We start from the raw sequence: 26485 nt of genomic DNA on the forward strand, positions 1-26485 counted from the left end.
ATTATGAAATGAAATTTGAAAAACAATAACTATATGTTAAATTTTTTCAACATTTATCTTAAAATTAACCTCATCTATTTCGATTTCGTTAAAATTTGAAAGTGAAGATACAATTTCTATTTTATTTGACAAGACTTCGGAAGAAATATATTCTTCATTTTTCTTGATGTCATTGATAAACGGAGAATTTTCTTCAATGGAGATGTTTATCCTGTCAGTCAGATCAAAATCTTTATCTTTTCTAAGATTCTGAATTCTGTTGATAAATTCTCTTGCAATTCCTTCGGATTTTAACTCGTCTGTTAACGTCAAATCTAATGCCACAGTTGTTTTACCGTCAGAAGTTACCGTCCATCCCGGAATATCTTTTGTGGAAATTTCTACATCTTCAATCGTAATTTCATAGCCCTGAATTTCAATCTTTCCTTCTTTTTCTAATGATGAAATTTGCTCTGCCGAAAGATTATTGATTTCATTACCAACGACTTTCATATCTTTTCCAAGCCTTGAACCTAATGTTTTAAAGTTAGGTTTAATCTGTTTTATAATAAGATGAGATGCTTCTTCGGCATTGATCAATTGCAATTCCTTAACATTAACTTCCTGTTTAATTAATTCAGAAACTGCAGAAATCTGCTCTTCAGTTTTCGAGTCTAAAACCGGAATCAAAACTTTCTGTAACGGCTGACGAACTTTTACATTTTCTTTCTTTCTCAACGAGAAAACCATGCTTGTAATGCTTTGTGCCAAATGTGTTTTCTCCACAAGATCCTGGTCAATCAGGCTTTCGTCAGCAACCGGGAAGTTTGTCAGGTGGATCGATTCTGCATTTTCTTTTCCTGTTACTTTATTTAGATCCTGATACAACTGATCCATAAAGAACGGAGCGATAGGCGCAGATAATTTTGCAACTGTTTCAAGACAGGTATATAAAGTCTGGTAAGCTGAGATTTTATCTTCCGAATAATCGCCTTTCCAGAAACGTCTTCTGCATAATCTTACATACCAGTTTGATAAATTATCGTTCACAAAAGTATTGATGGCTCTTGCCACTCTTGTTGGCTCGTAATCTTCGTAGAATGCTTTAACTTCCTTAATTAATAAATTTAATTCAGACAAAATCCATCGGTCTATTTCCGGTCTGTTTTCTACTTCTTTTTCAGAATAATTGAATCCGTCAACATTCGCGTACAACGCAAAGAATGAATAGGTATTGTACAGTGTTCCGAAGAATTTTCTTCTCACTTCATCAATTCCTTCAATGTCGAATTTCAGGTTTTCCCAAGGATTCGCATTGGAAATCATGTACCAACGCGTTGCATCAGGACCATAAACAGCAAGTGTTTCAAACGGATCTACGGCATTTCCTAAACGTTTTGACATTTTCTGTCCGTTTTTATCCAGAACCAGTCCGTTACTCATTACATTTTTATAAGCCACCGAATCAAAAACCGCTGTTCCGATTGCATGAAGGGTGTAGAACCAACCTCTCGTCTGGTCAACGCCTTCCGCGATGAAGTCAGCAGGAAATGCTTTATTTGTATCAATTAATGCTTTATTTTCAAAAGGATAATGCAGCTGTGCATACGGCATGGCACCCGAATCAAACCAAACATCGATAAGATCACTTTCACGTTTCATCGGTCTTCCTGAATCTGAAACCAAAATTACCTTGTCAACTACATTTTTATGTAGGTCAACCAACGCATAATTCTGTTCAGACATATTCCCAATCACAAAACCTTTGAACGGATTTTCTTTCATCAATCCTGCTTCAACAGATTTTTCGATTTCGTTGTATAATTCTTCTACAGAACCGATGATTTTTTCTTCAGTTTGTCCTGTCGAAGCATCTGTTCTCCAGATCGGCAACGGAATGCCCCAATATCGTGAACGGGAAAGATTCCAGTCGTTTACATTTTCAAGCCAGTTGGCAAAACGACCTTCTCCTGTTGCTTTCGGCTTCCAGTTGATTTCTTTGTTTAAATCGACCAGTCTGTCTTTCACAGCTGTCATTTTTACAAACCATGAATCCAGCGGATAATATAATAACGGCTCATCTGTTCTCCAACTGTGCGGATACGAGTGAACGTATTTTTCTACTTTAAATGCTTTATTTTCTTTTCTTAATTTTAAAGCAATTCTTTCGTCTACAGAAAGATAAGTCTTCAAATCTGAAATAATCGACTTGAGATTTTCTTTTTGAATTTTAAATTCTGTCTCCTTTTCTGCATCGCTCAGGTATTCTCCTTTTACATATTCATTCGCAAAACCGTAAATTTCGTCACTTACCTGAGGTAAAAATCTTCCCTGTAAATCAACTAAAGGAACAGGATTTCCGTTTTTATCCAGCACAAGCATTGGCGGAACTTCAGGCGTTGCTTCTTTAGCCACTTTCGCATCATCAGCACCGAAAGTAGGTGCGGTATGAACGATACCTGTTCCGTCTTCCGTTGTTACGAAATTTCCTGAAATTACCCTGAAAGCATTTTCCGGATTTTGGTAAGGAAGAGCGTATGGTAAAAGCTGCTCATATTTAATTCCAACCAGATCAGCACCTTTAAATTCGGCTAAAATCTGATAAGGAATTACTTTACTTTCTGAAGTGTAATTTGCGAAATCTTCCTCTGTACCTTCACTGTATTTTTTTGCAAACTGTTTCCCAACCAAAGCTTTAGCCAAAACTACATTTACCGCTTCAAAAGTATATTGATTGAATGTTTTAACTAAAACATAATCGATTTTCGGACCTACCGTCAACGCTGTATTAGAAGGCAACGTCCAGGGAGTTGTCGTCCAGGCTAAGAAATGGATATCTCCAAAACCTTGTAAAAATGATGGTAATGTTTCCGGTAATGTCTTGAATTGTGCCACAACGGTAGTATCAGAAACATCGCGGTAAGCCCCCGGCTGGTTAACTTCGTGAGAAGAAAGTCCGGTTCCCGCTTTTGGAGAATAAGGCTGGATGGTGTAGCCTTTGTACAATAATCCTTTATCATACAATTGCTTCAACAGCCACCAAACCGTCTCCATATATTTTGATTTGTATGTGATGTACGGATCATCAAGATCAACCCAATATCCGATTTTCTCGGTAAGGTTGTTCCAAATGTCTGTGTAACGCATTACCGCTTCACGGCAAGCTTTATTGTAATCTTCAATTGAAATTTTATTGCCAATATCTTCTTTAGTGATTCCTAATTCTTTTTCCACACCAAGCTCTACCGGAAGTCCGTGCGTGTCCCAACCCGCTTTACGGAAAACCTGCTTTCCGTTCTGGGTCTGATAACGACAGAAAATATCCTTTAATGCTCTGGCCATAACGTGGTGAATTCCCGGCATTCCGTTAGCTGAAGGCGGACCTTCATAAAAAACAAACTCAGGCTGCCCCTCACGAATCTCAACACTTTTATTGAAAGTTTTGTTCTGTTTCCAGAATTCCGCGATGTTATCGGCTACGTCAATAAGGTTGAGGTTTTTGTACTCTTTAAATTGGCTCATTGTAATATATCAATATCGTTGATTAATTAAGTTGGCAAATTTACTAAAATTTACCGGTTTATAATATATGTTTTATTTTGATATTTATAGTGAAAAAGTTCTGTTTCAGAAATATAAATGTTGGAATTGATTTTTGATGAATTGTAAATTATAAAGTTGAATTATTTTTCTCCCACAGATTTCACGGATTTTCACAGATGATTGATTTTAGCTGCTTTTGGAATCACCATTTTGAATTTGGTTTTAATAAAAACTTAAAATAATATCTCGCACATTACGCTGTTTTTTTAAACATAATCATCCGTGAAAACCCGTGAAATCTGTGGGAAATAAAATCTTCACGAGAAAATTAATTTTAATTAAATAAATTTGTCCTTTAAAAATAACAACCATTGGAATTTTATCCATCCATCGAAAGATCAGACATTCAGGAAATAAAAAAGTTTCAGGAGCAAAAACTTCAGGAGCTTTTGGTTTATCTTGAAAGCAATTCTCCTTTTTATCAAAGATTATTCAAAGAAAATAACATCAGGATTACGGATATCCGGACGTTGGAAGATTTACAGAAAATCCCTACAACGACGAAGAATGATATCCAGCAGAATAACGATGATTTTTTTTGCATTACGCCAGATAAAATCGTTGACTATAGCACGACTTCAGGAACGTTGGGTGATCCTGTAACCTTCGGATTATCAGATAATGATCTCGAAAGATTAGCTTATAATGAAGCGATTTCTTTCGCCTGTGCAGGGATTGTAAAAGGAGATGTTGTGCAGATGATCACTACGATCGACAAAAGATTCATGGCAGGACTTGCTTATTTTTTAGGATTGAGAAAAATGGGCGCCAGTGTGGTAAGAATGGGACCCGGAATTCCGGAACTGCAGTGGGATTCAATTTTCAGATACAAGCCGAAGTATTTGATTACCGTTCCGTCTTTTTTACTAAAAATGATCGATTACGCCGAAAAACATGGAATAGATTATCAGAATTCAAGTGTCTATGGAGCCGTTTGTATCGGAGAAAGCATCAAAAATCAGGATTTTACAGATAATATTTTATCACAGAAAATTAAAGAAAAATGGAATATTAAGCTTTTCTCAACGTACGCTTCTACTGAAATGAGCACGGCATTTACAGAATGCGAACAACAGATCGGAGGACATCAGCATCCGGAATTAATTATCACTGAAATTCTTGATGATAATGGGAATCTTGTGAAAGAAGGAGAAAGCGGGGAATTAGCTATTACGACGCTGGGAGTTGAAGCGATTCCTTTATTAAGATTCAAAACAGGGGATATTGTAAAAGCACATTATGAGCCTTGTGCGTGCGGAAGAAAAACGATGAGACTAGGGCCTGTGATTGGAAGAAAGCAGCAAATGATCAAATATAAAGGAACTACGTTATATCCGCCGGCGATGAACGATATCCTTAATGATTTCAACAATATTCTATGTTATCAGATCGTTATTCAGTCGAATGAAATTGGATTGGATGAAATTATCATTAAAATAAGCACAGACAGCGATTCGGAAACTTTTGTCAATGAGGTGAGAGATCATTTCAGGGCAAAATTAAGAGTAAGCCCGAAGATTGAAATTATTGAGTTTGATGTTTTGTCTAAAATTGTTTTCAATCCGAACAGCAGAAAACCGATAACATTTATAGATTTACGATAAATATTCATTCAAAATAAACTTAAATTATAAACTATGAAAAAATTATTCTTACTATTTTCGTTAACAATTGCTTTGGTAGTCAATGCACAGAGAATAGTAATTAAGTCTGGAAGTTTTAGCGCTTTGAAAGATCAGACGGAAGTAAATGTGGAATTTAAATTCGAGAACGTTCTGATGATGAAAGAAAATGTTACGGAGGAGCAGTATCTTGAAAACAGAAAAAGAGACGTCCTTGCAAATCCTAAGAGAGGTGAAGTGGGATGGCAAAAGTGGAATGCTGAATGGCAAAGATATAAAAATGAAGAATATATTAATTACTTCACGAAAGGCTTAAATAAATCGTATAAAAATATCAGCTTTAAAAAAGACAGCCCATCATCGAAATACACCATATTACTGGAGACCAATTGGGTTTTTCCGGGATGGCACGGTGGGATGATGGTTATGACTGCAGAAATTACGGGGAAAATAAAATTGATTGAAACCAATAATCCTGCAAATGTTTTAGCGGAAGCGGAGTTTAATAAATTCGATAGATTTGTAAATAATAAAGAGATTGTAATGGAATATGGCAGAGTTGCTGGTGCATATGAATCTCTCGGAAGATATCTGGGAAAAGAAATCAAAAATGCGGTAAAATAAAATAAAAAACGGTCTGAAAATCTCAGACCGTTTTTTATGCTTGTTGTTTTTCTGTTTTAATGAATTCTGCAAGATTTTTTATCGCGGTATCATGTATTCTCACAAATGTATTTTTTTTATCCCAGACATATCCTGCCAAAACCGCACAGATTTTTCTTTTTACATCAGGGTTTTCCGGCTGGTGGAAAAATAATTCCTGAAGATTTCCGGTGTACCATTCTTTTACATAGGTGGTGAATACATCAACGCCATATAAAATATAATCGGAGTATTCTTTTTGCCAGTCGATTTTTTCGCCATTCAGCTGTCTTAAAGCTAATTTTGCCGCCAGCATTCCTGATTCCGTGGCAAAAGCCATTCCTGAAGAGAAAACCGGATCCAGGAATTCCGAAGCATTTCCAGTTAAGGCAAATCCGTCTCCGAATAATTTTTTTACCGAGCAGGAATAATCTTTTAAATGTTTAGGCTCAAATAAAAACTCTACATCACCAAAACGTTTTACATAATAATCAGAAAGGGAAATGGCTTTCCTCAACGCTTCTGCTGTATCACCATTTTCGGATAATTTATCAATAAATTCAGTCGGGCCAACAATTCCTACGCTCGTATTTCCATTGGAAAAAGGAATTACCCAAAGCCAGACTTCTGTTTCAATAATGTCAAAAGAGATCAATGTTCCTTCTGTGCCTTCTTCTCTGTTAATGTCTTGTACATGAGAGAAAATGGCAGAATGCGGAGAGAGTTTTGAAGGCTTTTCCAAATCTAAAAGTCTCGGTAAAACTCTTCCGTAGCCGCTGGAATCGATCACAAATTTGGCATGAATCGCTTTAGTTTCACCGTCTTTATTTTTTACTGTCGTCACAGAATCCGTTCCGTTGAATTCAATTCCGATAACTTCCGTTTCAAATTCAAGATCAATTCCTTTTCTGATCACTTCCTGGGCCAGGACGTTGTCAAAATCGGCTCGCGGAACCTGCCAGGTCCAGTCCCAGCCTTCCCCGAATTTATTACTGAAATCAAAAATGCAGACTTCATCACCTCTTAAAAAACGTGCTCCCAATTTCTTTTCAAAACCCATTTTATCAAGCGCAGGAAAAAGTCCGGCCTCATCAAAATGATCCATTACACGCGGAATAAGGCTTTCCCCGACAACCAGCCTTGGAAATTTTGTTTTTTCTACAACTTTTACGTTGACGTTGTTCTTCTTTAAATATGAAGAAGATACGCAACCGGAAGGTCCGGCGCCAATTACAAGCACGTCAACAAATTCTTTGGTCATCTTTGATTTTTTATTTTAATAATAACTTCTATCTTTGCCGCAAAATTAATGACAATTAATTAATAAATTACAAAATTATCTTATTATTACTTTTAATTAATGAAAATAAATAACTTTTTAGAACTGAGCGACTTCAAAAAAATCATTGTTGAGAATGAAAAAATAGAACTGGATGAAACACTTCTTGCCAGAGTGGATGAAAGTTTTCAGTTTTTAAAAGAATTTTCAAAAAATAAAGTAATATATGGTGTGAATACCGGTTTTGGGCCGATGGCACAGTTCAAGATCAGCGATGAAGATACACATCAGCTTCAGTACAATCTGATAAGAAGTCATTCTTCAGGGATCGGAAATCCGCTTCCGACCGACGAAGTAAAAGCCTGCATGCTCGCAAGGTTGAATACTTTATCTCTTGGAAAATCGGGTGTTCATCAATCTGTTGTAAATTTACTTAAAGAATTAATAAACAGAGGTGTTACGCCATTGATTTTTGAGCACGGAGGAGTCGGTGCAAGCGGTGATCTAGTGCAGCTGGCTCACCTGGCTTTAGTTCTGATTGGAGAAGGCGAAGTTTTCTATAAAGGTGAAAGAAAATCTACAAAAGAAGTTTTTGAAATTGAAAATTTACAGCCGATTCAGGTTGAAATCCGTGAAGGGCTTGCTTTAATGAACGGAACATCTGTGATGTCAGGAATTGGTGTTGTTAATGCTCATAAAGCGAATCAATTAACTGATATTTCCATTAAGTTGTCCTGCGCTATTAATGAAATTGTTCAGGCGTATGATGATCATTTATCTGAAGTTTTAAATGGAACAAAACTTCATGCAGGACAGCAGAAAATTGCAGAAAAAATGCGCGCTCATTTATCCGACAGTAAATTAATCAGGAAAAGAGCCGATCATTTATATACTCACTTTGAAGAACAGGAAAAGGTTTTCAAAGAAAAAGTTCAGGAATATTATTCTTTACGATGTGTTCCGCAGATCCTAGGTCCTGTTTTAGATACATTGGAGTACACAGAAAAAGTATTGGAAAACGAGATCAATTCAGCGAACGATAATCCGATCATTAATGTTGAAGATCAGCATGTTTACCATGGAGGAAACTTCCACGGCGATTATATTTCCCTTGAAATGGACAAGCTGAAAATTGTGGTAACAAAACTTACAATGCTGGCAGAAAGACAGCTGAATTATCTTTTGAATTCAAAAATTAATGAAATTTTGCCTCCGTTTGTGAATTTAGGCAAATTAGGTTTCAATTTCGGAATGCAGGGTGTTCAGTTTACGGCAACTTCCACGACAGCGGAAAGCCAGATGTTGTCAAATCCGATGTATGTTCACAGTATTCCTAATAATAATGATAATCAGGATATTGTAAGCATGGGAACGAATGCTGCCGTAATTTGCAGGAAAGTTATCGAAAATGCTTTTGAAGTATTAACGATTGAGGCGATTACTATTGTTCAGGCAATCGAATATCTTGGTTTTCAGGATAAAATATCATCGGCAACAAACGAATTGTATGATGAAATAAGAAAGATCATTCCTGCGTTTTCCAATGATATGATAATGTATCCTTATTTGGAAGATGTGAAAAAATATCTGAAGACCATGTAATTTTTAGCTAAAATTGATTGTCTTATAAGAAAAGGAAATATACTTAAAAACTAAAACTAACAGAAGCAACACATGAAATGTGCAATCATCACAGGCGGCTCACGGGGAATTGGAAGAGCAATCTGTATAAAACTGGCAGAAGAAAAAAATTATCATATTCTGATCAACTATACTTCAAATGAAGCTGCAGCAAAGGAAACTTTGGCTAAAGTTGAAGAGTTGGGCTCTACAGGCGAAATTCTGAAATTTGATGTAGGAAATGCTGAAGAAACTCAGAAGATTTTAAACGAATGGCAGGAAAATAACTCAGGCGCTATTGTTGAAGTGATTGTAAATAATGCAGGAATCACAAGAGATGGTCTTTTCATGTGGATGCAGAGTGAAGACTGGAACTCGGTGATTAACACGAGTTTAAATGGGTTTTTCAATGTGACTAATTTCTTTATTCAAAAACTGTTGCGTAATAAATACGGCAGAATCATCAATATGGTTTCTGTTTCAGGGGTGAAAGGAACAGCGGGACAGACTAATTATTCTGCAGCAAAAGGAGCGTTGGTCGGTGTTACAAAAGCTTTGGCTCAGGAAGTGGCAAAAAGAAATATCACAGTCAATGCAGTGGCACCTGGATTCATTAAAACTGATATGACGCAGGAATTTAACGAAGATGAATTAAAAGCAATGATTCCTGCCAACCGATTCGGTGAAGCGGAAGAGGTAGCAGATTTAGTGGCATTTTTAGCATCTAAAAAATCATCTTACATTACAGGGGAAATCATTAATATTAACGGAGGAATTTATTCTTGATTAATGTACCAATATATCAATGTAACAATTTACCAATATTGTTACACTGGTAAACTGATACATTGTTAAATTTTTAAACATGGAAAACAGGGTTGTCATTACCGGAATGGGGATTTATTCCTGCATCGGAACTTCTTTGGAAGAGGTGAAAGAATCTTTATTTCAGGGAAAATCCGGTATTTTTTTAGTGGACGAAAGAAAAGAATTTGGCTTCAGATCGGGACTCACGGGTGTTGTTCCTAAACCGGATCTCAAAAATCTTCTGAACCGAAGGCAGCGCGTAAGCATGGGCGAGGAAAGCGAATATGCCTATATTGCAACGCTTGATGCTTTAAAAAATGCAAACATAGACCAGAATTTTTTAGACAACAATGAAGTCGGAATTTTATATGGGAATGACAGCGTTTCCAAGGCGGTAGTGGAGTCTATCGACATTGCAAGAGAAAAAAAAGATACTACTTTAATGGGTTCGGGAGCGATATTCAAATCCATGAACTCTACCGTTACCATGAATCTTTCCACTATTTTTAAATTGAGAGGGATCAATCTTACCATAAGCGCGGCCTGTGCAAGCGGTTCTCATTCTTTGGGGCTGGCTTTCATGATGATTAAAAATGGTTTTCAGGATATGATTGTGTGTGGGGGAGCGCAGGAAACCAACAAATATTCAATGGCAAGCTTTGACGGATTAGGTGTTTTTTCTGTGAGAGAAGACGAGCCTACAAAAGCTTCAAGACCTTTCGATTCCGGAAGAGATGGTTTGATTCCAAGCGGAGGAGCTGCAACATTAATTGTTGAAAGTCTTGAATCTGCACAGAAAAGAGGTGTCAATATCATTGCAGAGATCGTTGGCTATGGTTTTTCTTCAAACGGCGGACATATTTCGACACCGAATGTAGACGGTCCGGCTTTGGCAATGGACAGAGCGTTGAAACAATCGGGTTTAACGGCAAAAGATATTGATTATATTAATGCTCATGCCACTTCCACACCGATTGGTGATGCCAATGAAGCCAAAGCGATTTACGAAATCTTCGGAGGGGAAGTTCCGGTGAGTTCTACAAAATCAATGACAGGCCATGAATGCTGGATGGCTGGTGCCAGTGAGGTTATTTATTCTATTTTGATGATGCAGAATGATTTTATCGCGCCCAATATTAATCTTGAAAATCCTGACGAGGAAGCAAAAAAGATAAATTTAATTGCCGAAACAAAAAGTCAAAAAATTGACGTATTTTTGTCGAATTCTTTCGGATTTGGGGGAACCAACTCTGCATTAATTGTTAAAAAATTTGATTAAAAACATGGAAAGGGAAAAAATTGTTGCAATCGTCAATGACTTTTTAGTGAATGAATTTGAAGTAGACGGTGATGAAATCAGCAATGAAGCCAACTTAAAAACTACCTTAGGTTTGGATAGCTTAGATTACATTGATATGGTGGTTGTGATTGAATCTAATTTCGGAGTGAAATTAGGCGAAGCAGACTTTAAGAAAATGATCACATTTGATGATTTCTATTCAACAATCGAAAACAAAATCATTGAAAAAAACGCATAAATAATGTAACAATATACCAATCTGGCAATTTACTAATGTTTAAAAATATTGCTACATTATTAGGCTGATACATTGTTAAACTAATACTATGAACAAGTGGAAAGGTAAATCTAAAGGGACGATTTTAGGCTACAGAATATTCGTCTGGTGCATTAGAAATATCGGAATCCGCAGCTCATATTTTGTACTTTATTTTGTAGCATCCTATTATTTCATTTTCGAAAAAAAAAGCAATCAATACATTTCATATTATTTTCGAAAAAGACTTAATTATACTTTCTGGAAAGCAAAAATTTCTGTTTTTATAAGTTACTTTACTTTCGGAAAAGTTCTCATTGACAAAACGGCTATTTCTGCCGGTTTGCGTAATAAATACACCTACGAATTCGACGGAATTGAAAACCTTAGAAATCTTTTAGCAGAAAAAAAAGGCGGTGTTCTCATCAGTGCCCATATTGGAAATTTTGAGATTGCAGAACATTTTTTTGCAGATATTGATTTTGACTGTCAGATTAATTTAGTGACAACAGATCAGGAAGTTACGGTCATTAAAGAGTATCTTGAAAGTGTTTCCGTAAAAACCAGCAGCATTAAATTTATCTATGTTAAAGAAGATATGTCGCATATCTTTGATATCAACGAAGCATTGTCAAAAAATGAACTGATCTGTTTTACCGGAGACCGTTATTTTGAAGGTTCTAAATTTTTGGAGGGAGATTTATTAGGGAAAACGGCAAAATTCCCGGCCGGTCCGTTTCTTATTGCTTCAAGATTGAGTGTTCCTGTGGTGTATGTATATGTGATGAAAGAGAAGAACCTGCATTATCATTTGTATGCACGAGTTGCTCAAAACGTCAAAAAACGTGATGCACAGGGACTTTTGAATTCTTACACACAGAATCTGGAATCTATGATTAAAAAATATCCTCTTCAATGGTTCAATTATTTTGATTTTTGGGATGATATTGATTAAATTCCCTACTTTTACTCTTGAAAAAACTAATATTTAAACTCAAATACTAAGGTTCTTTTAAGAATTAATTCTTTTTTTGCTTTGATTTTCATTGATTAAGTTTTACTTTGCTGAGTAGTGTTAATGCCTTTGCGAACTTTGCATTAAATAAAATTATTTCTAAATTTCTCAATAATATTTCTCCTTTGAAAAAAGAATTTGACATACTGGTAATCGGCAGCGGATTGGGAGGTCTTGTTTCGGCACTTGTTCTGGCGAAAGAGGGCTTAAAGGTATGCATACTTGAGAAAAATAATCAATTCGGAGGGAATCTACAGACATTTTCACGTGATAAGCTTATTTTCGATACCGGAGTTCATTATCTTGGTGGTCTTTCGGAAGGGCAGAATCTACACCAGTACTTTTCTTATCTGGGCATTATAGATGAACTGCAGATTCATAAAATGGATGAAAACGGCTACGATAAAATCACTTTTGGAGAAGATAAAACTGAATATCCTCACGCGCAGGGCTACGAAAACTTTGTAGGTCAGTTATCAGAATATTTCCCCGAGGAAAAAGAAAATCTGGAAAATTACTGTGAAGAACTTCAGCGGGTCTGCAGCCAGTTTCCGAGATATAATCTGGTTGGAAAAGACCATTACAATGAAGAGATTCTACATCTTAACACTAAAAGATTTATTGAATCGATTACCCAGAACAGAAAACTACAGTCTGTTTTATTAGGCTCGAATTTTCTGTACGCGGGAGATTCTGAAAATATACCTTTTTACGTTCATGCTTTAACGGTAAACTCCTATATCCAAAGTGCTTACAAATGTGTAAAAGGCGGAAGCCAGATTTCAAAATTACTGATTCGGAAGTTAAAAGAATACGGAGCGGAAGTTCATAAACATTCCGAAGTTTCTGAGTTTATATTTAATGAAAATAATTCTTTGACAGGAGTTAAAACAAAAACAGGAAAAGAATACGCTGCGAAACAATTTATTTCCAATATAGAAATCCGTTCAACCATTCAACTGATTGGCGAAAAAAGATTAAAAAAATCTTTTCTGAACAGAATTATGAGTTGGGAGCCTGTTTCCTCATGCTTTAGTGTTTATATTGTGCTGAAACCTCATACTATTCCGAATTTTAATTATAATATTTACCATTATTCAAATGAGGAAATGGTGTGGAATGCGTATCGTTATAAAAAAGAATCATGGCCTGAAACGTATATGCTTTCTTCCACGCAATCGAAGAATGATCCTGACTTTGCGGAAAGCCTGACGATAATTTCTTATATGGATTTTGAAGAAGTGGAAGAGTGGAAAGAAACCTTCAATACGGTTGCGGATGAATATGAAAGGGGAGAATTGTATGAAAAATTTAAGCTGGAAAAGGCGGAAAAAATGATTGACGCTCTGGAAAAGAAGATGCCGGATCTCAGAGAGTCTATTAAAAGAATCTATACTTCTTCGCCCTTGTCTTACCGCGATTATATCGGAAGTGCCAGCGGGAATATGTATGGCTACATGAAAAACTCAGAGAATCCTTTGAAAACAATGGTTTCTCCTAAGACGAAAATCAATAATCTTTTCCTGACAGGGCAATCCGTGAATATGCATGGTATTTTGGGATGTACGATCGGCGCGTTCAATACCTGCGCTGAAATTTTAGGGAAAGAACGTATTGATCAGAGGCTTACACAATTAATTAATAAAGATAAACGTGAAAAATAATAACGTAGCTGGTTGTAGGGATTCTGTCATTCTGAATACAGGACGCAGTTCTGCGAACGTAGTTCATAAGGGTAGTAGTAATGTCAGATGTTTCATTTTGTTATTTCTCAGCCTCAACCTGATCCTGAACCTAACCTCCTGCGGCGTAAGAAAATCTATAAATCACGTTCCTGATGTAAAGCAATATGCTCTTGAAATTCCAAAAGTTAATAGAATCAATGACTCAACTTTTAGCTTTAATCAAAACTATTTAACGAAAAATAAGCAGCAGCTTTGGGAATTGTATATTAAAGGAAATTCTTTACAGCTGGGCTATAACAATGGTGCTTTGACTCAAAGTCTGATGCAGAAGCAGGAAGAAATTTTCTTTTCAAAAGTTGAAGGATTTGTACCCTCCAGATTCAAACAGAATTTGCTGAGAGGCTTCCTGAAATGGTATAACCGGAAAATGTATCTGAATATCCGTGAAGATTATCAGGTCGAATTGTACGGATTATCGCAGTATTCATCTGATAAATATAATTTTATAGCTCCGAGATTTTTAAGAAGTATGTATTTGCATGGTGCGCACGATATCGGCCATGCGATGCAGGATTTAATGATGGTCGGCTGTACTTCTCTCGCGGTCTGGAACGAAAATACGGAAGATGGAGATCTGTTGATCGGAAGAAATTTTGACTTTTATGTAGGAGATGATTTTGCTAAAAATAAACTGATTGAATTTGTAGAACCGGAAGACGGAATTCCTTATCTCTCCGTCAGCTGGCCGGGAATGATCGGCGTGGTTTCCGGAATGAATAAAGAAGGAGTTACGGTAACGATCAATGCCGGAAAATCTAAGATTCCTTTAACCGCAAAAACACCTATTTCTCTGGTAACAAGAGAAATTCTTCAGTATGCCAAAAACATTGACGAAGCCATTGCCATTGCAAGAAAAAGGAAAGTTTTTGTTTCAGAATCGATACTTGTCGGAAGTGCAAATGATAAAAAAGCTTTAATCATCGAGGTTTCACCGGATAATTTTGGAGTGTATACTGTTGAAAATACCAGTAAGGTGTTTTGTACCAATCATTTTCAGTCGGATGCTTACAAGAATGATAAAAGGAATCAGAAGCATATTCTGGAAAGTCATTCCGAATACCGATATGAGAAACTTCAGGAACTTTTACAGGAAAATAAAAAGTTAAATCCTGAAAAAATGGCTTCTATTTTAAGAGATAAATCAGGACTGAAAGGTGGAAAAATTGGCTATGGCAATGAAAAAGCGATCAATCAGCTTCTGGCGCACCATGCGGTGATTTTTTCTCCTCAGAAAAAGCTGGTGTGGGTTTCTGCAAATCCTTATCAGTTGGGTGAATTTGTCTGCTATGATCTGAATGAAATTTTTTCTGATCAAAGACTGAAAAACGGGAAATTTTCAAAATCTGAATTAAATATTCCAAAAGATCCTTTTTTAGATTCTAAGGAATTTAAAAATTATGAACAGTACAAAATGATGAGTTCAGAAGTGAATAAAGCGATTGATGGAGAAATTGTCATCACAAGCGATTCTCTTTCCTATTATCAATCTCTGAATCCGGATTTTTGGCAGGTTTATTATCAGGCAGGAAAATATTACTACAACACAAAAGAATACTCAAAAGCAAAAATTGAATTTGAAAAGGCTTTAACGAAAGAAATAACAACAATTCCCGACAAAAAGAATGTCGAAAAATATTTACATAAAGTAATTAAAAAACTGAAGTAAAGTGCTTTTGGTATTTTTAAAGTTTTACTGTATTTGTAATATTGTTTTTATTATTTGTGTTAGTTTGTTTATTTTTATTTTCTTATTGTTTATTGATTTTAGTAAGCAATAGTTATTTAAAATGAATTTTATTTTTGTTTATTTTGAAAGAAATGAAGTTTTTATTAAGAAAGATTTGTTTTTATGTAGATTTATTATTTATATTCGTTTTCTTTAAATTGTTGATGAATGAAAAAAATCTACTTGTTGTCTTTACTTTGCTTTTTAGCCTTATTTTCCTGTAAAAATGACGAAAAAATAGAAAGTGTAGAAACCGAAAGCTCTTTTGTTAATTTCAATATTGATGCAGTTCCGTATGCGAAATTATCGACATATATGTTTTTTACGGGCGATCTGAAAAACTTACAGCCTAATGCAAAAGTTATTTCTTATGAACCCGCCAGCTCACTTTTTACCGATTATGCACTGAAAAAAAGGTTTATATGGATGCCGGGAGGCGTGAAAGCTGCTTATGATACAGACGACAAAATTCTCAATTTTCCTTTAGGGACAGTTCTTATTAAAAACTTTTATTACAATACCATACAGCCAGGCAACACGATAAAGATTATTGAGACCCGCTTAATGATCAAAAAATCAACCGGTTGGGTTTTTGCAGAATATCTTTGGAATGACGCACAGACAGAAGCAGAATTGGTTACCGGAGCTAATTTTGCAAGTGGCAGCTCCAAAAATATTACCTTTAAAAAAGAGAATGGTGACGTCATCACCACCGATTACAGGATTCCCTCGGAAACTGAGTGTCTGGCCTGTCATAAATTGGATAATAAGCCTATTCCGATTGGTGTAAAGCCTCAAAATCTAAATATTTCTTACAATTACCCGAATGGAATTAAGAATCAGCTACAGAAGCTTGTTGATGAAGGCTATCTTCAAAGTTATCCTTCCAATATTGTTTCCACAGTAAATTATAAGGATACCAGCAAACCTCTTGATATTCGCTTGCGATCTTACCTCGATATCAACTGTGCGCATTGTCATCAGGAAAATGCACGATGTGATTACAGAGCAATACGTTTAAGTTTCAGTCAGACATCAAACTTAACAAAATTAGGTGTTTGTGTCTCGGCAGACGAACCGATCAATCCTTCCTTGGAAAGAATTATCACTCCCGGCAATCCTGCCAAGTCTGTGATGCATTTCAGACTGAGTTCTACGAATGAGAATAACAGAATGCCTTTACTGGGACGAACGATTGTTCATGATGAAGGTGTTGAGCTTTTAAGACAGTGGATTTCTTCATTAAATCAAACCTGTCCATAATAATTAATTAATACGAAAACTTTATAACTCATGAAAAAAATATTCCCCCTTTTTGTTTTAGTATTGAATAGCACATGGGCAATTGCGCAATTAACTTGTGCCACAGCAGTTCCTCTCAGTTTGGGGACAGTTACTGCTCCTACTGTTACAGGAGATGCACCCGCAACGGCCTGCTCTTTAGGTACGCCCGGATCAAAAGGTTTATGGTACAAATTTACCGCTACGGAAAACAAGACCATTAAAGTTGCAACTTCTTCCGCGGGACAAAATGCAGATACGCGGCTGATTGTATTTATGGGAAATTGTAGTACCCTGAATTGTATTGCAGCCAACGACGATAGTGTAGGAGCTTTTTCTGCAGTTACGTTTAATGCTGTTGCAGGAACTACATATTACATTGTATTTGATAATAAATTCTCTTCAGCAGGTTTTAATATTACACTTTCAGAAGTGGTGGTGGTTCCGGATCGTTTGTCTTTTGTAGCGCAGCCGGTATCGGCAGCCGGAACTTTTAATAATTGTGTTGTAGATATGAACGGAGATTATCTTGATGATATTGTCTCTGTTGTAAGTGCTACCCAGATTGTTATTTCTTATCAACAGCCCGGAGGTGGATTCAATAATGTGACTTATACGGTTCCTTCTACGATAATAACTCCATCCTGGAGTATTGCGGCAGGAGATTACGATAATAACGGTTTTAATGATCTTATTTATGGTTCTGGAAGCGGAGTCGCTTTTTTAAAGGCAAATTCCAATGGAACCGGATATACGTCGGACAGAAAATCACAGTCCTTCCTGGTACAAAGAACAAATTTTATAGATATCAATAATGATGGAAAGCTGGATGCTTTTGTTTGTGATGATAATGCACCCAACAGATTTTATATAAATGACGGTACAGATCTGAATCATAATCAGGGCGGGCTTGGAGATTTCCCATCCGGTGGAAATTACGGATCTATCTGGATTGATTATGATAACGATGGTGATATGGATCTTTTCATCGCAAAATGCAGCGGAGGAGGTTCTGGCCCCGGCGGAAATATCGATGAGCTTCACAGGAATAATGGTAATGCGACATTTACCAATGTTGCCGCTGCTGCTAATATGGCAAATCCGACTCAGACATGGTCTTCAGCATGGGGAGATTTTAATAATGACGGATGGATGGATGCCGTGGTAGGAATCAATTCTACCAGCAATGGATTGAGTAAAGTAATGAAAAATAATGGTGACGGAACATTTACAGATAAATCGGTAGGTTCCGGCTACGACATGACAAATGCATTAAGCAGGGAATATGTGGCCCATGACTTTGATAATGACGGATTTTTAGATGTGCTGGGAGCTGGAGATACAATTATGTTTGGGAATGGTGATTTTACATTTATTCCTAATGCAACACCTTACAATCTCGGCTATTATGATCGACCTATCGGAGATTTAAATAATGACGGATTTCTGGATATCCAAAATGGAAATCTTATTATGATGAATGCCGGAAATACCAATAAATGGCTGAAAGTGACACTCAAAGGAACGCAAAGCAACCGAAACGGAATCGGAGCCAGAGTGGAGATATACGGATCCTGGGGTAAACAAATCAGAGATATACAAAGTGGTACCGGTTTTGGAAACATGAGTACGTTGAACGCTCATTTCGGAATCGGGCAGGCGACAGCTATTACAAAAGTTATTGTAAGATGGCCTTCCGGTGTGGTAGATGTTATTAATAATGTAACACCAAATACAACATTAAACGTAATTGAAGGTTCATACCTGAATACAAAAGAAATACAGGAAACGCAACAAATGCTTACTGTGTATCCTAATCCTGCTCATGATATAGTTTATTTTAAAACTCAGAAAGATTTTATTCCAGTTGAAGCCAAAATATATGATCTTTCAGGAAGAATAATTCTACAGACTAAAATTGAGCGGGATTCAGTTTCGGTAAAAGAATTGAGTTCAGGAAACTATATGCTGGTCTTAATTGATAAAAATGGAAAAAACCTGTCGCAGAAGTTAATGGTGAAGTAAAACGAATTAAGATTAATCAAAATAAAACTGCAATGCCGAAGGGCTTTGCAGTTTTTTAATATCAATCGCAGGTTGTCGTTAATTCTATAGGATTTTTAAAAAAACTCATGGCTTCCCATTCTTTTTTATTGAATGCATCTTTTACTTCACGGCTGTTAACATCTTTTCCGTTTATTACATAAGTTGTTTTCTCTGTATTAAGATTTTCCAGAACCATAGACGGTTGTTTCCGATAATTGCTCCAAAATGTGTCCCATTGCTTAGGAGTTAAGTTGTTCACCTTGGAAGAGCCGAAATTACGATGCTCAATATCATTATTTTCTTTTGTAATCGATTTTATTTCGAAAAGGTAATTTTCTTCGGAATCCTGAATTTTTAATATAAGTCCCGGAAGTCCGGAGAATTTATAGGGTCCGTCCATAATTGGAATTTCACGGGTAAACCAGGCTGTCCATTTTCTTCCTCCAAATTCACAAACTGCTTTTTGAGTATTGTAACCCAGGATTTTTTCAGTAGCATTTGATTTTATTTTCCAATGTATAGGACAGGTATATGTTACTGAAAGTAGTTTTACATATGCTTTTTCTTCTACAGTTATTTTATTGTCAGCGGGGTTTTTGATGATCAAAGGTCGAAATAAAGATTCTTTTTTATCAGACGGAAGCCGCAAAGGGCCTCGGCTGTTATTCTTAGTGTAATCGTTTATGACTTTTGTTTTTAAGGAATCTGATCTGAATTTTTCATAAGATTCAAAAAAAGACTGATTATCTTTCGTAATCAGTGCACAGAGTTCATTATTAAATTCTGAATTTTTTTTCTCTGATTTCCATTTAAAATCATAAATAATTTTATATGATTGTGCCTTGGAATTAATAAATACTACTAGGAGAAGTATCAAAATTGGCTGGAATAATCTTGTTTTCATGGTAATAATTAAAATAATATGATGTTAGATTCCATACGATCATTATGGAAGAGAAAAAGAACAGGTTAAAGCTTAAAACAATGCCCAGATGCATTGAGATGGTAAGCATAAGCCAAATCTTTCTCGTTTTATTTATATTGATAAAGATAGGATAAAAAAGCTCTATAATAATTACTCCCCATCCTAATACAATATAAAAAATTGGATTTTGTATATGGTTTCCGATTTCTACAAAGCTATAAAGGTTAGGCAGGTGAACCGCTTTCCAAACTGACTCTCCATTCCACCAGTTAAATCCTAAAATCTTATCCAGCCCCGAAAAAAAATAGGCAAGACACAGATGTATCTGTATCAATCTTTTGCATAATGTTATTGATTGTTTACTCTCGGAAAAACTCGGGAATAATTTTTTTTGAATCGAAAAATAAGAACTTGATGGGAAAATTACAATATAAAATAAAGACATACTTGTGAAAAAATCGGCACCATAAAAGAAAAGACTTCCGGATTTTATAAATGAAATCTGCAAAATGATGAGGGCTATAGCACTAAGCCTGCTGAAGAAGCCCGAAATGACCATCAGACAAAGAAAAATGTAGGAAAACTTAAAAAATAAGATGGATTGATAGTCATCAAAAAAGTTATTTAAAAATAATAATATACTTTCTACGGTAAGAATATGATATGCACCATAAATGGTGTGTAATTCTAAAGGAATAATACTGCTATTCGTATAAAGCAAATCAAAATCATTCCAGAAAGATAAAAAATGCATAAGAACAATGATTCCTATAGAAACTCTGAAAAATACAATAAAATCTGGAGTAAATGATTTTGAGAAGAAATTGTTTAATGCTTTCATCTTATTTCATCAATTTTTATTAAGTGTTCTTTTTTAGTATTAATTTCGCCTAGCCTTGGATATTCATATAAGTAAACTGTGGTAGTAAACTTAGAATTGTACTTTTTTTCAAACATTTTATTAATTCGTTTAAGGATAATTTTGTTTGCCGCCATTTTGTCCTCATTCTTTTTATTTCCGAAATTATTAAAGAAGATATCATTTGCGCTTATGAAACGCGTTTTACCCTCATTTGTATGTAAAAGTTCTGAAGAATTATACACATTGTGCGAATCTTCACTGTAAATAACAAAATTACTGGAAACATTGGGCGCAAAAAATCCGTATCCTGTGTCAAAACCAGTATAAGTGAAAATGGGATTTCTATATAGGATACTATTGTTAACTCTTTCTGCTATTTTGGGTTGCTTATATTCATAAAATTCACAGAAGCTTGAGATCGTTGTTAGTATTCCTGTAGCAAATACTTTAAGAATGATTATCAGAAATATGGTAATTTCTATTTTATTTGGTTTACGAGACATCATTAACGATTTATGCTGGTTATTTTATAAAGACAGGGAAGCAACATAGTTGTGCTCCCTGTCTAAGATTAAATTATTGATACCGTGCAATAATTAGCTTGATTTGAGCTGTTGTTTCAGGGCTATCCGGGAAATCTCTGTATTTTGTTGTACACTCATTGCTCATAGCCTGATAATCACAAACCGACCAGCCTACTAAATGCTGAGCAAGGAAATTTAAGTCAGCAGGTTTTACAAGTTGTGTATTTGTAACAGTTACCGTTTTTCCTGATACGGTTATTACAGGTCCTAGTTTTTTGTTGTTTGTCCCTGTGAAAGACATTAGTGAAATTGCTAAAACTCCAGCTGATGCAAGAAGAATTTTTTTCATGGCTTTAAAATTTTGAAATTAAAAATTTGGTTGATTAACACTATTAGGATTCATCGTAATGTATTGCGCACTACACGTCAGATGAATGATAATTATTTTTTTAGTTTCCATTGCTGTCCGTCCTTTACAGGTGGATCAGTTGGAGGTATTTTGTCTATGGTGTCGCTTTTTGATGTTTCAGAGTTTTTTTTATTGATCTTTATTAGATCTTCTGTGGTAGATTCATTTGAATTGTCATCTTGTCTGCACGAATTCAATATGGGAATAAATATCATTATTAAAATGGCGATTTGAAAATACTTTTTCATGGTTATATTGTTTAAGGTGTTGAGATAGAGCTTATTCCGGTTTTGAAAAGTTATGGTAAATAATGTCACATGAAAAACAAAATTTGTGTCTATTGGGGAATTGACACGTGCTTATTTGCGAATTAACACATGTAATCTTCTATTGTAAGCCCTATTAATACAAGGGCTGAATGAAATTATTCTTTATACAGTGATAATTTGAGTATTTTCTTTATTTTTATATTGAAAACTAATATTATTTATGATTGCTAAAAGAATTACTTTTTCGTTATTTCTTTTAATATTTTTCAATCTTTTGTATTCTAATATAAAAAAAGATGAAAGTTTCGAAAATATTAGAAAGAGGTATGAACATTATGAGGAGAATGATGATCGTGCTTTTTATCATATTAACCAATACATCAATAAAGCAAAAAGAGAAAAGAATTACTCTAAGCTCGTACAAGGCTATAAAGATGCGGTTTTTTATTCTTCTCAAAATGAAAACAAATTAGCTTACGCAGATAGTACCATCTCGGCAGCTAAATTATCAGGAAACAAAGAGCTGATAAGCATGGCTTATTTAGGGAAAGGAATTGTATATTATTTTAATTACAAGAAATATCAGCTGGCACTGAATGAATATCTTCAAGCTTATCAATACTCTAAAACCATAAAGGACGAATATCTCCGGCACAAAATTATTTATCATTTGGGCGTTGTAAAAAGCTATTTGGGATACTATGAAGATGCATTAGTCCATTTTAAAGAATGCGTAAATTACTTTTCTTCTGAAATTAAAAAAAAGAAGCTCCATCCTAATACTATTTTTAATAATAAGAAAGGCTATTATAATAGTCTCCATCAGATGGCGGTTTGTTATCTGAATGTTGATAATTATAGAAAACTTGATTCTTTAGTTGAATTCGGATTAAAAAACACTGTCGGAATTAAAGATTTTAGCCAGGAAGAAAGTTATTTTTTAAAGTGTAAAGGCATTTCATGCTATCATAAGAAAGATTATATGAATGCTATAAAATATTTAAATCAGTCCCTACCCAGAATGCTCAAAAACAATAATTTTGCGTGGGCATCTGTAAATTATTTTTATTTAGGAGCAAGCTACCATAATCTTAAAAATGAGAAAATGGCTATTGAAAACTTTAAAAAGGTAGATTCCATCTTTCAGAAATATCATTTCATTCATTCAGGGATAAAAGAAAATTATGAATTACTAATCAGATACAGTAAAAAGCGATTAGATGTAAATCAGGAGTTATATTATACAAAGCAACTTTTAAAAGCTGATAGTATTATGGCGAAGGATTTTGTTTACTTATCATCAAAAATTCATAAAGAATACGACTCCAGAGTACTGAATGATGAAAAGAATAAACTTGAAAATCAGAAATTATGGAGCGTTTTTATTATATATGGACTTATTGCGTTAATGACTCTACTCATAATACTATTATTAATTAAATACAAAAGAGAAATAAACATTCGAAAAAAATATATTTTATTAGAAGAAAAGATTCGTAAAAATTATTTAAATAACAGCAATAGTATAACTGAAGATAATTTCCAGGTTCCAAAGGAAAGAAAATTCACGATTGATGATGATAAGATCAAGAATATACTTGAAAAGCTGAAAGAATTTGAAGAGAAAAAACAGTTTAATCAAAAAGGACTTACGATTACAAAGCTGGCTTCAAAACTAGGAACCAATGCAAACTATCTTTCGCAGGTGATTAACGAATATAAAGGGACAAATTTTAATAAATATTTGAGTGAACTGAGAATTCATTACATTACAAAGCAAATCTATAATAACAAAACATATCTTAATTATACCATTGAAAGTTACGCTGAAGAATGTGGAATTGCATCAAGACAGAATTTTTCTAATCTGTTTTACGAAATTAATGGGGTTCGTCCAAAAGATTTTATTAAAAATAGAAAACGCGAACTTGATAATTAATTATTTTCCGGACTCATCTTATTAAGAAAAAGAAAAGTAGCGATTCCTGAAATTACTGACATCGTTACGGATAATATGGCGCTGCCGATCAGATATTGCAGAAGGTTGTTCTTTACCAGTTCAAAGTTTATTTCCTGACTTAAAAAATTACTCTCACCATGTACAAAAGGCGATCCTAAAAACAATGAGGCCACAATAATGAAAGGAATAAAAGGAGGTAAACTGACATTGGAAGCTACAAAAGCCAGAACTTTATTCAGCTTAAAAAGCACAGCTAATGAGATCGTTAATAATGTATGGAATCCCCAAAAAGGTGAAAAACCTATAAATACGCCCAGTGCAACGGAAAAAGCTTTCGTACGATTGGTTCCGTCACTTTCCAGAACGTCCTCTTTGATGAATTTCTTAAAGCTTTTTTTTTTGAAATTATTCACGAAATTCCGTGGAATAATGTACACTAAAGTAATGCTTACCAAAATCGTATTGAGAATACTTATTCGTGTAAAATCTTTGAAAGGCCTGAAATGCGAAACTCTTTCCTCAGGATCATACAGAACTTTTACCGGAACATTCTTCACAGGAATATGTCTCCAGGCTGTTCTTACAATGATTTCGATTTCAAATTCAAATTTAGGAGTAAAATATTTTTTAGGAATTTTATGCAAAGGATACAATCGGTATCCTGATTGCGTATCTTCTAGTTTAATTCCGGTTTCAAACCAGAACCAGAAATTAGAAAATCGGTTTCCAAAACTGCTTTTCTTAGGAATTCCGTCCTGAGACATATTGCGGTTCCCTATTAGTAAAACATCTTCTTTTTCGTTCTGCAATGCTTCTACAAAGACAGAGATATCATCGGGATAGTGCTGCCCGTCGGAATCGATGGTGATCGCATAATGGTAATCTAGTTTTTTAGCCTTTCTAAAACCGATTTTTAATCCATTTCCTTTTCCTTTATTTTCCGGTAAATTAATGACGGTGATCTGAAGATACTGATTTAAAATTTCCTGTGTGGAATCGGTTGACCCGTCATTTACAATAATTATATTTTCTGTGTATTCAAGAACACCGTCAATTACTCTTTTCAGAGTTTTTGCATTATTGTAAGTAGGTATTAAAACACAGATTTTCTTTTCAGAAATTGCGCTTTGTACTTCAGGCAGGGTCATTGTTTTATTTTAATGTTGCTTTTTCAGCTTCGCTCATGGTTTTGGATTGTACCATGAATTTTTTAATATAATTTTTCAGTGCTGCGTTTTGTTTGCTGTAATTATTCAGTAGAAAAGTTTTATCTTCTTTAAGACTTCCTCTGTAACCTACAATTTTCGGAATATTTTCCTGTACGCTCATTCGGATTACTCTTAATTCCGCATTATTGGTATTGTTTTTAATCACAGCTTCCAAATCGATTGCTCCGGATTTTACTAAAGATTTTCTGTTTGATTTGGCAAATTTTGCCTCCATGATTTTTGCTGCTGCTTTATATCCGATAATAGCGGCATCCGAACCAGACGCTTTTTCTGCAAGACTGACGAAAGATTCCGTATTAGCTTTAGAAGCATTAGCCTTTGCATAGCTTTCTCGCAGCGATTCAAGACCCGACTGAAAAAAAAGAATAAAAGCTGTTATGAATGAAAAGATAAGTTTCATTATGTCAATTTTTGATAGTTAACTGACATTTTTAATGCAATAGTCTCGCCAAAAGAAGTCGTATTTTTCACCTTCACTTCTTCTTCAGTCTGGGTAATATCCAGCTGAAGTTTGAGATCCGGCGTTTCAAAAGGATTGATAATCGCCATGAATTTTACATTGGAAGCCGATTTTAAGAATAATTTCGAACCAATAAATTCTTCAGAAAGTTCCTTCACAATTTGCATCATGCAAACTCCCGGCGTTACCGGGTTTCCGGGAAAATGTCCCTTAAAAATGTCATGATCTTTATTCAGCGAAATATGCGCCGTAAAGCTTCCGTTTTCTGCCTGTTCGTAAGATTGTAAAGTATAAAAATCTGTAAGAATCGTCTGCATAAAATTATTTTTTCATATTAAATGTATAGTAAACTCCGGCTTGGAAAGTGACATTTGAATGGTCGTTGTAGAACGTATAAACCGGAATAAAACCTTTTTTTACTCTAGCTTCAATACCGAAATTATTGGTAATATCAACGCCTATACCTGCTGTAATACCAAGATCAACTTCATTGGCCGCTTCAAAGTTTTTCTGCTCTACCAGGAAATCCATGGTTGGACCTATGTGAACATTGAATTTATTAAAGTAAAACTTATTTACCAGCTGAAATCCGATATAAGAGGCGGTAAGGGTCTGTCCGTCCCAGTTATTGATATTGGTGTCAAGTTTTGCCCCCTGACGAGAATAATTAATTTCAGGTTGCAGCGCATAGAATTTAGCAAAGCGGATATTTCCAAACAGTCCGAGATAGAAGTCTGTTTTGGTTTTGAAGTCCATATTGGCTTCTGCACTATTTGAATAATCAAAATCCAGATAAGAATACCATTGAGCTTTATTTGTAAAATGTGAAAAATTGGCGCCCGCACGTATTCCCGGATTAAAAGTTACTTGCGCAAAAGCAAATCCTGAAATGATTAATGTAAATAAAGGAATAATTTTTTTCATGT

General features: G+C 35.0%; 22 protein-coding genes. 12 read left to right on the forward strand and 10 right to left on the reverse strand.

From position 1 onward, the window contains the following. Window positions 1–36: 36 nt before the first annotated feature. The gene (gene ileS, locus ACWNCI_RS16045) at window positions 37–3501 is read right to left on the reverse strand and encodes an isoleucine--tRNA ligase (protein WP_449389066.1); all 3465 of its coding nucleotides are present in this window, start codon (window positions 3499–3501) and stop codon (window positions 37–39) included. A gap of 392 nt (window positions 3502–3893) precedes the next feature. Between ileS and ACWNCI_RS16050 the strand changes: the two genes are divergently transcribed. Then, window positions 3894–5186 (forward strand): phenylacetate--CoA ligase family protein, encoded by a 1293-nt coding sequence (locus ACWNCI_RS16050; protein WP_449389067.1) that lies wholly within the window; start codon window positions 3894–3896, stop codon window positions 5184–5186. 33 nt (window positions 5187–5219) lie between these two features. Beyond that, complete coding sequence (locus ACWNCI_RS16055) at window positions 5220–5828, forward strand: hypothetical protein (RefSeq protein WP_346983410.1); 609 nt, start codon at window positions 5220–5222, stop codon at window positions 5826–5828. A 34-nt stretch (window positions 5829–5862) separates the two neighbouring features. Here the strand turns inward: ACWNCI_RS16055 and ACWNCI_RS16060 are convergent, their stop codons facing one another. Next, window positions 5863–7107, reverse strand: coding sequence for an NAD(P)/FAD-dependent oxidoreductase (locus ACWNCI_RS16060; RefSeq protein WP_449389068.1), 1245 nt, complete (start codon window positions 7105–7107; stop codon window positions 5863–5865). A 99-nt stretch (window positions 7108–7206) separates the two neighbouring features. On the opposite strand from ACWNCI_RS16060, the gene ACWNCI_RS16065 reads away from it, so the two are divergent. From ACWNCI_RS16065 to ACWNCI_RS16105, 9 genes are all read left to right on the forward strand, one after another. Next, a complete protein-coding gene (locus ACWNCI_RS16065) occupies window positions 7207–8727 on the forward strand; it encodes an HAL/PAL/TAL family ammonia-lyase (RefSeq protein ID WP_449389069.1) in 1521 nt (506 codons plus the stop codon). 72 nt (window positions 8728–8799) lie between these two features. Next, window positions 8800–9531 (forward strand): 3-oxoacyl-ACP reductase FabG, encoded by a 732-nt coding sequence (gene fabG / locus ACWNCI_RS16070; protein WP_449389070.1) that lies wholly within the window; start codon window positions 8800–8802, stop codon window positions 9529–9531. Between the two features lie 79 nt (window positions 9532–9610). Continuing rightward, on the forward strand, window positions 9611–10831 hold the full coding sequence (locus ACWNCI_RS16075) for a beta-ketoacyl-[acyl-carrier-protein] synthase family protein (RefSeq protein WP_449389071.1): 1221 nt from the start codon (window positions 9611–9613) through the stop codon (window positions 10829–10831). Between the two features lie 4 nt (window positions 10832–10835). Further along, the gene (locus tag ACWNCI_RS16080) at window positions 10836–11090 is read left to right on the forward strand and encodes an acyl carrier protein (protein WP_449389072.1); all 255 of its coding nucleotides are present in this window, start codon (window positions 10836–10838) and stop codon (window positions 11088–11090) included. 88 nt (window positions 11091–11178) lie between these two features. Then, the gene (locus tag ACWNCI_RS16085) at window positions 11179–12063 is read left to right on the forward strand and encodes an LpxL/LpxP family acyltransferase (RefSeq protein WP_449389073.1); all 885 of its coding nucleotides are present in this window, start codon (window positions 11179–11181) and stop codon (window positions 12061–12063) included. Between the two features lie 185 nt (window positions 12064–12248). Further along, window positions 12249–13787, forward strand: coding sequence for a phytoene desaturase family protein (locus tag ACWNCI_RS16090; protein WP_449389074.1), 1539 nt, complete (start codon window positions 12249–12251; stop codon window positions 13785–13787). A 94-nt stretch (window positions 13788–13881) separates the two neighbouring features. Further along, window positions 13882–15534 (forward strand): C45 family autoproteolytic acyltransferase/hydolase, encoded by a 1653-nt coding sequence (locus ACWNCI_RS16095; RefSeq protein WP_449389505.1) that lies wholly within the window; start codon window positions 13882–13884, stop codon window positions 15532–15534. 228 nt (window positions 15535–15762) lie between these two features. Beyond that, window positions 15763–16857: a hypothetical protein gene (locus tag ACWNCI_RS16100; RefSeq protein ID WP_449389075.1), complete on the forward strand. Its 1095-nt coding sequence runs from the start codon at window positions 15763–15765 to the stop codon at window positions 16855–16857. A 30-nt stretch (window positions 16858–16887) separates the two neighbouring features. Further along, complete coding sequence (locus ACWNCI_RS16105; protein ID WP_449389076.1) at window positions 16888–18900, forward strand: FG-GAP-like repeat-containing protein; 2013 nt, start codon at window positions 16888–16890, stop codon at window positions 18898–18900. A 61-nt stretch (window positions 18901–18961) separates the two neighbouring features. Here the strand turns inward: ACWNCI_RS16105 and ACWNCI_RS16110 are convergent, their stop codons facing one another. The 4 genes from ACWNCI_RS16110 to ACWNCI_RS16125 form a co-directional block, all read right to left on the reverse strand. After that, complete coding sequence (locus ACWNCI_RS16110; protein ID WP_449389077.1) at window positions 18962–19825, reverse strand: GLPGLI family protein; 864 nt, start codon at window positions 19823–19825, stop codon at window positions 18962–18964. Beyond that, window positions 19770–20687, reverse strand: a complete 918-nt coding sequence (locus tag ACWNCI_RS16115; RefSeq protein WP_449389078.1) for a hypothetical protein — start codon at window positions 20685–20687, stop codon at window positions 19770–19772. The genes ACWNCI_RS16110 and ACWNCI_RS16115 overlap by 56 nt, the downstream gene beginning before the upstream one ends. After that, window positions 20684–21211 carry a hypothetical protein gene (locus tag ACWNCI_RS16120; protein ID WP_449389079.1) on the reverse strand — a complete coding sequence of 176 codons (528 nt, stop codon included), beginning with the start codon at window positions 21209–21211 and terminating at the stop codon, window positions 20684–20686. Before ACWNCI_RS16120 ends, ACWNCI_RS16115 begins: the two co-directional genes overlap by 4 nt. A gap of 73 nt (window positions 21212–21284) precedes the next feature. Further along, window positions 21285–21581 (reverse strand): hypothetical protein, encoded by a 297-nt coding sequence (locus tag ACWNCI_RS16125; protein ID WP_449389080.1) that lies wholly within the window; start codon window positions 21579–21581, stop codon window positions 21285–21287. 549 nt (window positions 21582–22130) lie between these two features. On the opposite strand from ACWNCI_RS16125, the gene ACWNCI_RS16130 reads away from it, so the two are divergent. Continuing rightward, a complete protein-coding gene (locus ACWNCI_RS16130; protein WP_449389081.1) occupies window positions 22131–23849 on the forward strand; it encodes a helix-turn-helix domain-containing protein in 1719 nt (572 codons plus the stop codon). On the opposite strand, the gene ACWNCI_RS16135 is transcribed toward ACWNCI_RS16130, so the two are convergent. The 4 genes from ACWNCI_RS16135 to ACWNCI_RS16150 are packed head-to-tail and all read right to left on the reverse strand — an operon-like array spanning window position 23846 to window position 26483. Continuing rightward, window positions 23846–25018 (reverse strand): DUF2062 domain-containing protein, encoded by a 1173-nt coding sequence (locus ACWNCI_RS16135; RefSeq protein ID WP_449389082.1) that lies wholly within the window; start codon window positions 25016–25018, stop codon window positions 23846–23848. The genes ACWNCI_RS16130 and ACWNCI_RS16135 overlap by 4 nt on opposite strands. Before the next feature lie 4 nt (window positions 25019–25022). Beyond that, window positions 25023–25499: a hypothetical protein gene (locus tag ACWNCI_RS16140; protein ID WP_449389083.1), complete on the reverse strand. Its 477-nt coding sequence runs from the start codon at window positions 25497–25499 to the stop codon at window positions 25023–25025. Further along, window positions 25499–25876, reverse strand: a complete 378-nt coding sequence (locus ACWNCI_RS16145; protein ID WP_346983399.1) for a 3-hydroxyacyl-ACP dehydratase — start codon at window positions 25874–25876, stop codon at window positions 25499–25501. The genes ACWNCI_RS16140 and ACWNCI_RS16145 overlap by 1 nt, the downstream gene beginning before the upstream one ends. Before the next feature lie 4 nt (window positions 25877–25880). Beyond that, window positions 25881–26483: an outer membrane beta-barrel protein gene (locus tag ACWNCI_RS16150; protein WP_449389084.1), complete on the reverse strand. Its 603-nt coding sequence runs from the start codon at window positions 26481–26483 to the stop codon at window positions 25881–25883. Window positions 26484–26485 lie beyond the last annotated feature (2 nt).

It is taken from the genome of Chryseobacterium lineare (genome assembly GCF_977014045.1).